This is a genomic window from Alicyclobacillus sp. ALC3 (assembly GCF_028751195.1).
In the GTDB taxonomy this organism is placed as follows: domain Bacteria; phylum Bacillota; class Bacilli; order Alicyclobacillales; family Alicyclobacillaceae; genus Alicyclobacillus_L.
In genome coordinates, this window is record NZ_CP066784.1 from 4,628,547 (window position 1) to 4,641,776 (window position 13,230).

At 55.3% G+C, this 13,230-nt stretch carries 15 protein-coding genes and 3 tRNA genes; 12 read left to right on the forward strand and 6 right to left on the reverse strand.

Features of this window, described 5'->3' with window-relative positions; genetic code table 11:
- Positions 1-25: 25 nt before the first annotated feature.
- Complete coding sequence (locus JC200_RS21760) at positions 26-1,348, reverse strand: LCP family protein (RefSeq protein ID WP_274433823.1); 1,323 nt, start codon at positions 1,346-1,348, stop codon at positions 26-28.
- A gap of 255 nt (positions 1,349-1,603) precedes the next feature.
- Between JC200_RS21760 and JC200_RS21765 the strand changes: the two genes are divergently transcribed.
- On the forward strand, positions 1,604-2,014 hold the full coding sequence (locus JC200_RS21765) for a nucleoside triphosphate pyrophosphohydrolase (RefSeq protein ID WP_274433824.1): 411 nt from the start codon (positions 1,604-1,606) through the stop codon (positions 2,012-2,014).
- Positions 2,015-2,069: 55 nt separating this feature from the next.
- Here the strand turns inward: JC200_RS21765 and JC200_RS21770 are convergent, their stop codons facing one another.
- Positions 2,070-2,273, reverse strand: coding sequence for a hypothetical protein (locus tag JC200_RS21770; protein WP_274433825.1), 204 nt, complete (start codon positions 2,271-2,273; stop codon positions 2,070-2,072).
- 168 nt (positions 2,274-2,441) lie between these two features.
- Here JC200_RS21770 and JC200_RS21775 point away from each other — a divergent pair, with 168 nt between their 5' ends.
- Genes JC200_RS21775 through JC200_RS21785 form a run of 3 tightly spaced genes read left to right on the forward strand, consistent with a single transcriptional unit; the run spans position 2,442 to position 4,353 of the window.
- Positions 2,442-3,299: a DUF72 domain-containing protein gene (locus tag JC200_RS21775; protein WP_274433826.1), complete on the forward strand. Its 858-nt coding sequence runs from the start codon at positions 2,442-2,444 to the stop codon at positions 3,297-3,299.
- A gap of 36 nt (positions 3,300-3,335) precedes the next feature.
- Entirely contained in the window at positions 3,336-3,560 is a 225-nt protein-coding gene (locus JC200_RS21780) for a hypothetical protein (protein ID WP_274433827.1), read from the forward strand.
- Between the two features lie 16 nt (positions 3,561-3,576).
- Positions 3,577-4,353, forward strand: coding sequence for an enoyl-CoA hydratase/isomerase family protein (locus JC200_RS21785; RefSeq protein ID WP_274433828.1), 777 nt, complete (start codon positions 3,577-3,579; stop codon positions 4,351-4,353).
- Positions 4,354-4,360: 7 nt separating this feature from the next.
- Here the strand turns inward: JC200_RS21785 and JC200_RS21790 are convergent, their stop codons facing one another.
- Both JC200_RS21790 and JC200_RS21795 read right to left on the reverse strand, forming a co-directional pair.
- Positions 4,361-5,242, reverse strand: a complete 882-nt coding sequence (locus JC200_RS21790; protein ID WP_274433829.1) for an ABC transporter substrate-binding protein — start codon at positions 5,240-5,242, stop codon at positions 4,361-4,363.
- Positions 5,243-5,317: 75 nt separating this feature from the next.
- On the reverse strand, positions 5,318-5,686 hold the full coding sequence (locus JC200_RS21795; protein ID WP_274433830.1) for a hypothetical protein: 369 nt from the start codon (positions 5,684-5,686) through the stop codon (positions 5,318-5,320).
- A 94-nt stretch (positions 5,687-5,780) separates the two neighbouring features.
- On the opposite strand from JC200_RS21795, the gene cax reads away from it, so the two are divergent.
- The gene (gene cax / locus JC200_RS21800) at positions 5,781-6,827 is read left to right on the forward strand and encodes a calcium/proton exchanger (protein WP_274433831.1); all 1,047 of its coding nucleotides are present in this window, start codon (positions 5,781-5,783) and stop codon (positions 6,825-6,827) included.
- Positions 6,828-6,862: 35 nt separating this feature from the next.
- Entirely contained in the window at positions 6,863-7,627 is a 765-nt protein-coding gene (locus JC200_RS21805) for a DUF502 domain-containing protein (protein WP_274433832.1), read from the forward strand.
- Between the two features lie 17 nt (positions 7,628-7,644).
- Here JC200_RS21805 and ilvA read toward each other — a convergent pair whose 3' ends face one another.
- Positions 7,645-8,868 carry a threonine ammonia-lyase gene (gene ilvA / locus JC200_RS21810; protein WP_274433833.1) on the reverse strand — a complete coding sequence of 408 codons (1,224 nt, stop codon included), beginning with the start codon at positions 8,866-8,868 and terminating at the stop codon, positions 7,645-7,647.
- Between the two features lie 119 nt (positions 8,869-8,987).
- On the opposite strand from ilvA, the gene hisC reads away from it, so the two are divergent.
- Together hisC and JC200_RS21820 are read left to right on the forward strand one after the other, a co-directional pair.
- A complete protein-coding gene (gene hisC, locus JC200_RS21815; RefSeq protein WP_274433834.1) occupies positions 8,988-10,088 on the forward strand; it encodes a histidinol-phosphate transaminase in 1,101 nt (366 codons plus the stop codon).
- 129 nt (positions 10,089-10,217) lie between these two features.
- Positions 10,218-10,892, forward strand: a complete 675-nt coding sequence (locus tag JC200_RS21820) for a PspA/IM30 family protein (protein WP_274433835.1) — start codon at positions 10,218-10,220, stop codon at positions 10,890-10,892.
- 8 nt (positions 10,893-10,900) lie between these two features.
- Here JC200_RS21820 and JC200_RS21825 read toward each other — a convergent pair whose 3' ends face one another.
- Entirely contained in the window at positions 10,901-11,260 is a 360-nt protein-coding gene (locus JC200_RS21825; protein ID WP_274433836.1) for a hypothetical protein, read from the reverse strand.
- A gap of 91 nt (positions 11,261-11,351) precedes the next feature.
- On the opposite strand from JC200_RS21825, the gene gltX reads away from it, so the two are divergent.
- The 4 genes from gltX (at position 11,352) to JC200_RS21845 (ending at position 13,194) form a co-directional block, all read left to right on the forward strand.
- Positions 11,352-12,905, forward strand: coding sequence for a glutamate--tRNA ligase (gene gltX / locus JC200_RS21830; protein WP_274433837.1), 1,554 nt, complete (start codon positions 11,352-11,354; stop codon positions 12,903-12,905).
- A gap of 59 nt (positions 12,906-12,964) precedes the next feature.
- Positions 12,965-13,038, forward strand: a tRNA-Gln gene (locus JC200_RS21835).
- Positions 13,039-13,040: 2 nt separating this feature from the next.
- Positions 13,041-13,115 (forward strand) — tRNA-Glu (locus JC200_RS21840).
- Between the two features lie 3 nt (positions 13,116-13,118).
- A tRNA-Lys gene (locus JC200_RS21845) sits at positions 13,119-13,194 on the forward strand.
- Positions 13,195-13,230: the final 36 nt, after the last annotated feature.

The following is a 13,230-nucleotide window of genomic DNA, read 5'->3' on the forward strand; positions in this document are numbered from 1 at the left end:
ATTGTCCGGGCCTCTTGCATGATGCTCATAGGTTGTTCGACGTCTTTGTGACAAGCCAACCAGCGATGTAGCCGGTCTGAGTAGAATTCAATTGAATTTTGTCCCACTTTCCGGATGTACCAATGACTTGCACGGTTTGCCCCTGTAGTACAGACGCAATGACGCTGTAGTTGGTTCCTGGCCCAGAACGCACATAGGCTGACGATACGTTGACCGAGTACGAAACCGGGGAAGACCCGCTCGGTGAAGTGCCAGGACCACTTCTGCCTGTGTTCCCAGACCCCGTGCTCTTCGAAGTTGGATTTGTCGAAGGGGAAGTCGGCGGCGTCCAGTTTTGCGTAACGGACGGGTCTTGAACGGGATTGGCCTGCACAACGCCGTTGTCAAAGAACTGCTGTGCGGCCCACTTGGCCTCATTGGGATTCACAATCCAGTAGCTTAAGTCACCAGGGATGTTCGGGTTCGGGTTATGAAACGACCCGGGCAAGGTCTCATGGATGATTTTATAGGTCTTGAACTGACCAGCATCAGAGGCCAGCTTCAAAATTTGCAGCACACTCATGTTCGTCTGAACCGTACTATAGAACTCGTGGACGAGTGTAGGGAGTTGTGGGATGTTCGATGGCCGCAGCAGTTTGGCTGCTAAAGCTTGCAGAAAAACCTGCTGTCGCTCGGTGCGACCGATATCGCCGAGAGCGTCTTCGCGAAAACGCACGAAACCCAGTGCTTGCGGCCCGTTCAATGTTTGGACGCCGGGATTTAAGTCAATCATTCCGTACTGCTTGTCCCCCGTGTTGTAGTGCATGGGTTCTGGTACGTTGACAGTAATGCCGTGAATGGTGTTGACAATGTCCACCAGACCACCGAAGTGAGTCAAGGCGTAGCTGTCAATCGGTTGGTGAATTAACGTCGAGACGACGTTGACTGTCGCCTGTGGTCCTCCCACCCAGAGAGCGGAATTGATTTTTCCGACGGTGCCGTCTGGTAGGGTAACTTTTGTATCGCGGGGTATGGAAAGCATCTCAATCCGCTGACTTTTGGGGTCGATGCTGCATAGAATGAGCACGTCTGTGTTTCCACCTACTTGATGAGGCCGGGTATCTGTGCCGATCAAAAGTACGTTCGTCCGACCGACATCCTGGGGAGTTTCTTTGATATGAACAGGGGTGATCGCTTTTCCTGTGGGTGATACAGCTGACAGCGGCCGATGGAGTTCATAATAGCCAGTACTGACTGCAGCTACGGCCAGGATGCCAATGGAAGACCCAATCAGGGCCTTTTTGCGGGGGTTGCGACGTTTTTTCCCGGTGTTTGGATACAGTTCGCTGTGGTGTTGTCGTCCTGACAATGAAGGTCACTCCTTGCTGTCTTTTGGACGTCGTACCCGGTGAGTTGTAAAGCCGAAGTGAATGTCGCCAAGTGTCGAGACATGGATATTGTACACACATTTCGGAGGTGTGAGAAGCGTGAAGCGAGTGAATCGGCTCGTGAATTTCTGAAAAAATGGACACACACTTGAAGTTTACTGAAAGTTGACGTAAATTAACGAATACACATCTAATAGGTGTTGCAAAGGGACTCATAGAAGCGCGGAGGTGACGGTATGGCACAGCAGGAGCCGTGGCATCCCTCGTTTTCACAAGGTCCGAAAAGACCCCAGGTGACCAGATATGACCGACTCGTTCGTGATCGCATTCCTGACATGATTGAGTCCATGGGTAACATTGCACTTTGTCGTGACCTTGACGACGAAACCTTCGCGCAGGCGCTTCTTGCCACTTTGGTGCGGGCCAGTCAACAGTTTGCCGAGAGCGAGAGTTTGGAGACGATGGCAGACATGTTAGATGCTGTGGACGCGTGGCTGGAAGTCAAGGGCCTGTCGATGGACGAAGTCGAGCACGCTCGCGAGGAACGCAGAAAACGCTGTGGAGGATTTGACCGGCGCCGATTTCTTGAAGTCGTCGCGGACGGCGACGCGGGCGATGTTTGGACCGCCCACGGCGCACATTGTTAGCGATTTTGCATCCACATTCAGCCCGTGAGAAGCTCTGAAAAGGGCCGAACACGGGCTATTCGTGATGCCCGGTCCAGGGTTGATTGAGGATGGTGTTGCATCCAAGGCAGATGTACCGGTACTGTTCGCGAACGGTGCGCGCGGGGACAGGCAGGTCCTCGCGGATTACGACACTTGCGTCCAACTCGACAATGCGCTCTTCACGAAATTGAGTACCACCGCATTGCGGGCAGGCGATTTCGTGCTTTGTTGCAGCCATGCGTACTCACCCCCAGAGATAGATTCGAAAAAACACCCATTTCACGGCTCATTATAGCGAAGCAGAGCCAGACGTTCCAACGTAGTAGTTCCAATACCGGTGGAACTGACGGACGATTATCGCCCCGGATGATATAATAAATCCAGAACCGCGAGGGACTGAGAGTACATGACGGTGTTGTGCGGGACTTGCGCATGGTCCGATCACGAACATTTTTACCCACGTCGCATGCGGTCGAGTGACCGCTTGTCGTTCTATGCGCGCTTTTTCCCCTTGGTAGAAGTCGATACCACCTACTACCACATCCCGCAACCGAACGCAGTGGCCAAGTGGGTAGAGTCGACACCTGATTCGTTTTTGTTTGACGTCAAGGCGTACCATACGCTCACCTTGCATGACCGCGGCGAGGCTGGCGCAGATGGCCGTGAGCGTGATCACCTGGCTTTCCGGAGTGCCCTGCTGCCGCTCATCGAAGCAACGAAATTGGGCACTGTGCTGTTCCAGTTTCCGCCTTGGTTTGTTCGTTCTGCAACCAATCAGCGCTATGTCGAAGAAATCTGCGTGAGGTACGCCGATTTGGTCGTGGCGGTCGAGTTTCGCCACCGCAGTTGGTGGTTGCCAAACGTACAGCCGGAGACTGTGCAGTGGTTGAAAGCATTGGCTGCTGTCAACGTCGTCTGCGATGAACCTCAGGTGGGCATGGGCACCATCCCCTTTATCCCGGAGGTAACTCGCGGCGAGGTAGTTGTCTTCCGCCTCCATGGGCGCAACGGGAGTATGTGGTACGAAAAGGGTTTGGTATCATCTGCACAAAGGTTTGATTACTTGTACACGCGCGAGGAGTTGGCTGACTTTCTGCCTGTTGTTTCGAGGTGGGCTGCAGAGGCCACGCACGTACATATCTTGATGAACAACAATCAGGGTGACTACGCAGTACGCAATGCGCTCGACTGGCAGGACCTGCTCGGGACCAAGCCTGGGGGTGATGTATCCCTGCTGCCGGGACGGCCCCAACCGTTTTTGTAGAGGCGGTCTCGCCTCTCTGTTGACTGGAGGATCACGATGAACCAAAAGTTTCCCAACTGGATGTTCGCGGCCTTCGCCATCGGCGTGTGGGAGTTGTGCGATCAAATCGCGCGCTTGTGGCATCTTCCGAACTTCCGCTGGGTCGGAGGCATCATTGCCGCCGCACTCGTCTGTGTCATTGGCGTGAGGTACATGATTCGGTTTTTGCGCAGAGACAAGAATGCACGTCCGCCAGACGATGATGACTGGAAAAACTACTGAGAGAGGACTGTTTCTAATGCCCGAAGTACATCTTGAACGGACCGACGAATTGGCCGTGATCACCCTAGACAACCCCCCTATGAATGTATTAAGCCTCGAGATGAGCCAAAAAATTGCAGCCGTGGTGGCTGAACTAGAAACAGATAAATCCGTCGTCGCGGTCATCCTGACTGGGGCTGGAAATCGGGCGTTCATGGCTGGTGCAGATATCAAAGAATTCACAGGATTTATCGCCTTGCAAAAGGCAGGTGAAGCAGCCACTGCCTTTGACGACACGATGCAACGCCTGCATCGTCTTTCAAAACCTACGATTGCGGCACTCAATGGATTTACCCTGGGTGGTGGATGTGAGTTGGCACTTGCCTGTGACTTTCGGATTGCTGAAGAACAGGTGCAGATTGGATTTCCCGAGGTGAAACTCGGGCTGTTCCCGGGAGCTGGTGGCACACAGAGACTGCCTCGTTTGGTTGGCGAGTCCCGCGCCAAGGAACTCATTTTGACGGGGGAATCGATTTCCGCAAACAAGGCTCTGGAGATTGGTCTGGTCAACCGCGTTGTTCCTGCTGGGCAAGCAGTTGCTGCAGCAAAAGACTTTGCGTCTGTTTTTCGCGAGCGCAGCCAAGTTTCCATAGGATTGGCTAAACGCGCAATCGATGAGGGACTGGATGGAACACTGGATGATGGACTGAGGCTAGAGGCAAGGCTGTTTGGTGAAGTCTTTAGCGCGCAAGATGTCACGGAAGGTGTGACTGCCTTTCTGGAAAAACGCGCGCCAAAGTTCCAGCACCGTTGATTCAAACTCACCAGGATGTCTGTAACCAATCTCCATTCCAATCACGGATGGGCCCATAGACGGCTGGGGGTGCAAGTTGAAGGCCTTTGGCCACCTCTGGATGCAGAAGCCCAAGTAGTTGTTCAAGACCGTCAAATAGGCGGGGAGACGGTCTGCAGTACAGACCTTCCGACAAGACAAATAGATGTTGACTGCAAAACGCCGGGGTGGCTTGCCAACCGCTCCGGCGTTTGATCTTTTCGAGCGGAACCTTGTGCTGCGGGATGCCGGTCCAGCACGCGAGCATCACGTCCGGTTGGGCGGCAAGCACTTGCTGTCCGTCATCTTGAACTTGAGCTCCAGGTCGGTCGGCAAAAATGTTCCTGGCGCCGACGCGGTGGCACAGTTCGGTCAACCAGTTGTCGCGTCCAGGTGAGAATACTGGGTTAGGCCACCATTCGATGTAGACGGAAGGTCGCTCGTGAAGTGGCGCCGTTGCCTCAGTGACTCGCTCCAGTCGACCCCGCAGCACATCTACAAGCGATTGCACATCGATCTCTTTCCGTACGGATGCGGGTAGCGCGTCCGCGATGCGGCTGGCGTCCTGGAGTACATCCTCGAAACTGTGCGGTGACAACGTCACTTGTGTCAGTCCGGCATGCTGAACGGCCTCCACGACCTTTTCCATGCCTGGAACAGACAGCGAAGAGACGACAAGGTCGGGGCGAAGAGCAGTGAGTGCGTCGATGTCTATGTCTAAATCTGGTCCTAGTTTGGGCAGGCGTGCCACCACATGTTCGGGGTAGTCGGAGTACAGGTCGACCCCGGCGATGTGGTCACCTAAGCCAAGGGCACAGAGGAGTTCCGTGTTGCTTGGGCAGAGTGAAGCGATGCGGATGTTGCTTTGCATTGTGGCCCCCCAGACGGATCGGATTGTCAGTTTTCTGCGTCTTCGATAAAATGGCAAAAGGGCGGGTGACTGGACTTAGCGAATCGTAGTTTGTAACAAGTGACTCAACTGCTTGGCGAACGGGGGGGAGAGTCGCGTGTACAAGGAGACACTGTTTTGTTCGATCACGCCAGCCGGCGAGATTAAATAGAGCAGGGTGGCAACAATCTTATAGGGATGACCACCACTTTCCAGTACACCAGACCTCACCCATGCGCCGCGGAACTCGTCCTCTTGGCACTCCACGAGTCCAAGAATGTTGCGCAGGGCAATTCGGTAAGTCCGGTGGCTGCGCTGCAGAATAAACTCCTCCGTCGTTAGTTGGTAGCGAACTCCGGAGCGAATTTCACTTCGTTTGAGTTCCCCTCGCAGGGTTTGGACTTTCGGAAACCGATTCAGGGTCATCATCCTTTCACGATAATTATAATCTGACCCGAAAATAGGGTAAAGTGTGTGCAAAGCAACACTGCGTTTCGTCTGGAACAGGAGATGGCAACTGTTGAATCGTTGGATATGGCCGATTAGCGCCGTGCTCGTAGCGGTCAGTGTGGTAGTTCACCAAATGCACGCCAGTTTGTTGTCGGTCTTTGTCACAAGTTGTCTGGCGATCATTCCGTTGGCAGCGCTTATGGGACAGTCGACGGAAACAATTGCTGCGCGGGTGGGGCCACGGGTTGGCGGTCTCTTGTCTGCTACCTTTGGCAACGCGGTTGAGTTGATTATTGGCATCTTTGCGTTACGCGGCGGCTACCTGACTCTGGTGAAGGCATCCATCACAGGTTCCATCATTGGCAACCTGTTGTTTGTCCTCGGGGTCAGTTTTCTCATTGGCGGCATTCGTCACCCACTGCAGAGGTTTAACACCAGGGCGGCTCGAAGCAACGCCGCGATGCTGGTAATGGGCATTGCGGTCGCCTTTGTCGTTCCTGCCAGCTTTACTCTGCATGGAAGTCACGCTGTCACTCTCTCGGCTGCCACAGCTGTGGTGTTGTTCTGCATCTACGCTGCTGGGCTGTTGTTCAGCTTGTTCACACACTCACGCTATTTTGAGTACATTCACGAAGAGGAAACCTCCGCATCCAACTCGACTTCGAGATTCTGGCTGGCTGCACTTGTGCTCTGCCTTGCTACTGCACTCGTGAGTATGGAGAGCGATTGGCTGGTTGCAGGCGTCAAGCAGGTGGGTCATAGTTTAGGTTGGGGTCAGATGTTTATCGGTGTTGTGGTCGTAGCGGTTGTGGGCAACGCTGCAGAGCATGTGTCAGCGGTCTGGATGGCCTGGAAGGACCGGATGGACCTTTCACTGGAGATCGCGGTCGGCAGTACGCTGCAAGTCGCCATGTTCGTCGCGCCGCTCTTGTTCTTCGTGAGTTGGGGGATTGGACATACGATGCCACTCGTTTTTACGTGGCCGGAACTCGTGAGTATGGGTGCCTCGGTTTTGTTAGTTGTTGTCTTGATGAACGACGGAGAGTCAAACTGGCTTGAGGGCGCAATGGCCGTTGGGGCATATCTGATTATGGCGGTGGGCTTTTACACGTTGTAAGTCAACGGTGAGTCAGCGCGCTTGGGGGGATCGGCATGCGGTTTTTTCGGGAAATTGCGAAACACTTTGGCATCGGGCTTGTAACGATTCTGCCATTCGCATTGGTTATTTGGGTGTTGGTCACCATCTTCCGTTTAGTGGACGGTATGTTCGGTCCATGGGTAAACAATATCTTTGGTGTCGAGGTGCCTGGCGTCGGTTTTGTCCTGGTTCTGATTGGAACCACGTTAGTTGGGGCCCTGACAAAGGTGTATATCAGTCATGAGTTCCTGCAGTTGATGGACGCCCTCTTCCGACGCATTCCGTTCGTAAAATCTCTTTACACGGCTTTTACCGAACTCGTGCAGAGCTTGCTCGGGGGGAAGCGCAGGGGCTTCCGACGCGCCGTGTTGGTGGAATGGCCGGACGACCGCGCAAAAGTGGTGGGCCTCGTTACCAATGAAGAAATTCCATCATCGATGGACCCGACCGGTACGCTTGTTGCCGTCTACTTGCCGAACACATTTCAATTCGCGGGCATTACTGTCCTCGTGGATGCGTCACGCATCACACCGTGCGACCTGTCGGTGGAGGAAGCCTTTAAGTTCTCACTCTCGGGTGGTCTCACCAACGTCCATACTGACCGTCCAGTGCGCAAGCAGCGGATAGCGCGCGCGAGAGAAATGCCAGCCGCCGAAGACGACGACCGGTACGACCTGGACGCTGAACCAGCCACCGAGCGGGAGAACAAACCGACTCGTATGCCAGGGAATCCTCCTGCCGGCTCATCGGAGGCAGACATGAAGTCATCGTCAGGCTGAGCAGGGGTTTGAATTACTTACATGCGCTCACGCGGTTGATAACCTTTCTTGCGCAAGGTTTCAATGACCTCTTGGATATGTCGTTTGTCACGAGTTTCTAGGTCAATTTCGATTTTCGTCTGGCCAAATGCAATGCCTGGACCCACGCGTTGGTGAGAAATTGTAACGACATTCGCGCCAAGTTCAGCTATGACGTCGAGTAAGCCGTGCAGCGCGCCGGGGCGGTCGGCTACCAAGACCGCGATTTGCAGGTAGCGCCCGGCCTCAGTGAGTCCGTGTTCGATCACTTTGGACAGCACAGTCACATCGATGTTGCCACCGCTCAACACTATCACTGTATCGCCGAGGCCGGCCGGGATCTTTTGGTACACAGCGGCGGCGACGGCGGCCGCTGCTGCTCCTTCTGCAACGAGTTTACTGCGCTCTAACAGCAGGACCATTGACCGCGTAATTTCCTCTTCCTCCACAGTCACAACATCGTCCACAAGGCGCTGGGCCATCGCAAAGGTGAGGTCGCCGGGGCGTTTGACAGCGATGCCGTCAGCCACCGTCGCCGCCAGTGGTACGGTCGTTACGGCTCCTGCGTCTAGTGACCCACGGAAGCAGGCAGCAGCTGCCGCTTCAACGCCAATAATGCGAACGTCCGGTCGGACAGTTTTTGCAGCCAGCGCCACGCCTGCAGCTAATCCGCCGCCACCCATGGGTACAACGATGGCTTTTACAGTGGACAACTGTTGAACAATCTCGAGTCCGATTGTCCCTTGACCAGCGATGATGGCAGGGTCGTCAAACGCGTGTACGTACGTCAACCCACGGGTGACTTGGAGTTCCCGGGCGTGCGCGTAGGCTTCGTCATAGGACGAACCAGCCAACACTACGTCGGCTCCGTACGCTGCTGTAGCGGAGACTTTTGCCAGGCTCGCGTTTTGCGGCATGACGATTGTACATGGGATGCCTTGCAAGGAGGCCGCATACGCCACTCCCTGAGCGTGATTGCCAGCTGATGCAGCGATGACACCCCGGCTGCGCTCCACATCAGAGAGTGTGTGGAGTTTGTTAAAGGCGCCTCGGAGTTTGAACGACCCTGTCTTCTGCAGGTTCTCAAGTTTGAGGAAGATGCGAGACCCCGCCAATTGTGACAAAGTCCCTGAGTAGTCAAGGGGAGTCACTTGTGCAACTGCCTGCAGCCGGTCTCTGGCTGTCTCGATTTCGGTGTATGTAGGGAAGTGCATGTCCGCCATGGGTACGCTCCTCGCTCCGGTTGCGGCATCAGCCGTCGGGCAGTCAATTGTAGGTCGATTTCAGGCTGTGTTACAATTCTAGCAAACTAACTTCATGGTTTGCAGTGGGAGGTCCGCTGATGGTGAGTATTGCACAGAAGGTCCGCACGGGCGTGGGCGACATTCAACCCTACGTACCGGGAATCACTGACGATGAACTGAAACACCGCTTTGGCCTACATCAAGTGATCAAATTGAACGCCAACGAGAACGCCCTCGGGACTTCACCCCGTGCCTTGGCAGCGATTCGCGCGGAAGTAGAAACGTTGTACCTGTACCCGGATGGGGGCAGCACGCTTTTGCGTGAAGCGATTGCCAAGTTCCACGGCATTGACGCGGGTCAGGTTCTCGCGGGAAACGGGTCTGACAACATCATTAAAATGCTCTCAGAGACGTTCCTTCAACCAGGCGACAATATCGTCGTCCCATTCCCATCGTTTTCACAGTATAACTTTGGGGCGCACGTGATGGGAGCTCATGTCATTGAAGCTCCGCTTCGAAGCGATTTTTCGTACGACGTGGAAGCGCTGGCGAGGGCAGTCAACGACCAGACAAAACTCGTCTACCTCTGTTCGCCAAACAACCCCACAGGGACGATTTTGAAGCACAGTGAGGCCGAGTGGTTGTTGCAGCATCTACCTGAACATGTCATGGTGCTCATGGATTTGGCCTACAACGACTACTCCACAAACCCGCACCGTGTCTTGGAAACACCAGCATTGTTGGCGGACCCGCGCGTAGTCACTTTACACACATTCTCTAAATTGTACGGACTGGCTGGGTTGCGTGTAGGTTATGCTCTCGCAAGTGAAGAGGTGTGGAACTACGTCCACCGCGTACGAGAGCCGTTCAACGTCAATCGTTTGGCACAACGTGCGGCGGCGGCAGCACTCGATGACGAAGAGCACCGGCGCAACTCGCAACAGCATGCAGCCGTGAGCCAAGCGTATTGGGCTGAACAGATGCATCGAGTTGGGTTGATGGCAGTTCCTACGGAGGCAAACTTTGTATTGGTGCGCACAGGGGACGGACGTAAAACCGTGCAAGACCTGATGCAGCAGGGCATGATGGTGCGAGCGGGTTTTGCGGGTCTAGATGAGTACGTCCGGATTACCTTTGGAACACAAGCTGAGAATGAAGCCTGCGTCCGCGCGCTCGCCGACCTCCAACTCGGGAACTGACGACGAGCGTAGACTGAATAGGATGAAAGCGCTGGCTGTTGGCCTGCGCTTTCACTCGTTATGGCAGAGGCGGAGCAAGAAACGACTTGGACGGCGAGCGAGCCGTTACTCCGAAAGGATGGTGAAAAGGTGGATTGGCTCGAGAGGGTGAAAGGTATAGCTGGCCACGGGCATAAGTCCGACCCGCGGGCTGTGGCAGACGAAGTTCTGCGCGAACTGCAAAGCAAAATTGAACAAGCGCAACAGGCGGTTGTGACTCACAGCGCCAGCGCGGCCGAACTTCGGTCGCGGGCGACTGAAGCGACTGAACTCGCATCTCGGCGCAAGTTGCAGGCGACTGCAGCACTCAGGTCAGGTGACGAAGAGCTCGCTCGCCGTGCGCTTGCAGACGGTGAAAAACTGATTAGCCAGGCTGAAGCGGCCAATCGACTGGCGACAGCTGAGGAGGACCAAGGGCGAGCGCTACGGGATCAGACGAGTGCACTGCAACTCGAACTCCTTCAACTTCAGGCGCGCCGCGATGAATCCGTCGCTCGCGGAGACGTTGCTCTGCTCGACAAATCGCTCGCTGATGTAGTCAGTGGGATTGATGCGAGAGCGCGCAGCTTTGATGAACTCGAAGCGAAGAGTGCCAGACTCGAACTTGAGGCTGCTGCACACCGAGCAGTCGCCACAGAAGCGGCCCGCGCGCAAGACAGCGCAACGGGCACTTCTGACCTGGACGAACAATTGCGTGCTCTCAAGGAGCAGTTGCAGGCTGCAGACGACGCTGACACTCAGCCAAGTCGGCCTGACGGCCCCTGACTCGCACCCTAATTCTGGCCCTCCTGTGTGCCGGGAGGGTCTTCAAATGGCGGTTCATGAGCTGCGAGTTTGCGGTCGGAGTCGACAGGGTTTTGGTCGCGGTGAGCGGAGGCCACTGCCTGGCCTCTTTGCCATGGGCTCGACTTACCGGGCAGTCCAGCTGTAGCTGCGCCGTAGGGTCCCTCGGCAAACTCCTCGAGTTGCAAGTCGTCTTGCCACGCTTGGACGTAGGAAAGTTCTGGCGATGCACCGTCTTCGTTTCCAATTGGGCCTGGATGATACGAACCAGAGTTGTTGCTGTGGATTGGAAACGGGCTCATCGGCTGTGTGGCTTGCGCTCGCTGGTCTTGATCAATCGGCTCTGACATTTGCAATCACCTCGCAGTTATCGTTTCATAAAAGGGAGACTGCTATCCGCGCCGGAGGGAACGAGTCCGGCGATAAGGTGAGGGCTGAAACGTGACAGATGGAAGTAGACAGGAATCAACTGTTCACTCGCCTGTTGAAGTGAACGCAACGGAATCATCAGAAAGTGTGCGAGTGCGGTTCGCACCGAGTCCGACGGGCGCTCTGCACATCGGTGGAGCCCGTACAGCGTACTTTAACTGGTTGTTTGCCAGACAGCGACAAGGTGTATTTGTGTTGCGGATTGATGACACCGACAAGGCTAGGTCGACGGAAGCGTCGTATCAACAAATCCTCTCCAGCCTGAACTGGCTCGGGCTGGACTGGGATGAGGGGCCGGATGTCGGCGGCGAATTTGGACCGTACCGACAGTCCCAGCGGCAGTCGGTCTACGAAGCAGAACTAGCTCGTCTTGTTACTGCTAGCAAGGTGTACCCATGCTTTTGCACGCAAGATGAGCTGGCGGCGGACCGCGATGCAGCGCAGAAGCAGGGACTGACACCGCGCTACTCTGGACGTTGCCGGCATTTGTCAGAGGCGGAGCGAGCCCGCCGTTTGGAACAGGGTGAGCCGCACACATACCGCCTACACTCCCCACAGAGTGGGGATGTGGTTGTGCACGACTTGATTCGCGGCGACGTGACGTTTTCGGCCGATGAAGTGGATGACTTCATCGTTTGGAAAGCCGATGGTACACCGACCTATCACTTTGCGAGTTGTATAGATGACGCGCTCATGAACATTACGCACATTATTCGGGCGGAAGAACACTTGTCGAACACGCCCCGTCATATTGTCCTGTTCCAAACACTTGGTTATCCCGTGCCAGCATTTGCGCACGTGCCGATGATTCTCGCGCCGGACCGCAGTAAACTGAGCAAACGCCACGGCGCCACCAGTGTGGAAGAGTACCGAGACGCAGGGATTCTACCGGAAGCCCTTGTCAATTACTTGTTGTTACTCGGTTTTTCACCGGGTGAAGACAGGGAGGTCTTGTCGCGAGCCGAAGCAGTAGAGCTGTTTGACCTCACGCGGGTTTCAAAGAATGCGGCGGTATACGACGTTAAGAAACTGGAATGGCTAAACGGCAACTATCTGCGCGCGCTGTCATCGGACGCCTTGTTGACGTTGCTCTGGGGGCCTCTAGTAGAGCGCGCCTTCGTCGTCGCGGACGAGTCAGCGCAGCGGATTAGCTGGGTCCGCGAACTGATTGCCTCGATGCAGAGCCGCGCCAAAAGTGTCAACGAACTGGTAGAGGGACTAGAGTTTTACTTTCACACTCCGGTGTCGTTCGACGCGAAAGGTGTGCGCAAGCACTTTGCAGATTCCACAGTCCCAACGCGACTGCGGCAGGCGGCCGACGCACTAGCAGAAGTGCAGCCGTTTGTGGCGCCGCTGATTGAACTCAAGTACCACGACCTGACGGTGGCCTGGGGAGTTAAGCCTGCCGCCCTAATCCATCCGACGCGCCTGGCTTTGACTGGCAGGACGGTGGGGCCAGGCTTGTTCGAGTTGATGGCGTTGCTCGGTAAATCAACTTGTCAAGACCGTCTGCGCCAGGTCGCCGAGGCAATTTCGCACGGGAAGCTGGAGGTTTTAGAGAACTGAGTTTAGGTAGTTGACAAGCGGATCGGCCGCCTGTATAATCCTATTTTGTCGGCGGCCGATGCCGAATGGTGTAACGGTAGCACGACTGACTCTGAATCAGTTAGTCTAGGTTCGAATCCTAGTTCGGCAGCCAGTGGCCCTATCGTCTAATGGTTAGGACGCCGCCCTCTCACGGCGGTAATCGGGGTTCGAATCCCCGTAGGGTCACCAGATGGGTCATTAGCTCAATTGGTAGAGCATCCGACTCTTAATCGGCAGGTTGAAGGTTCGAGTCCTTCATGACCCACCACAATTTGAGACTGGTTCGCTACAGGCCCGGCTCAGC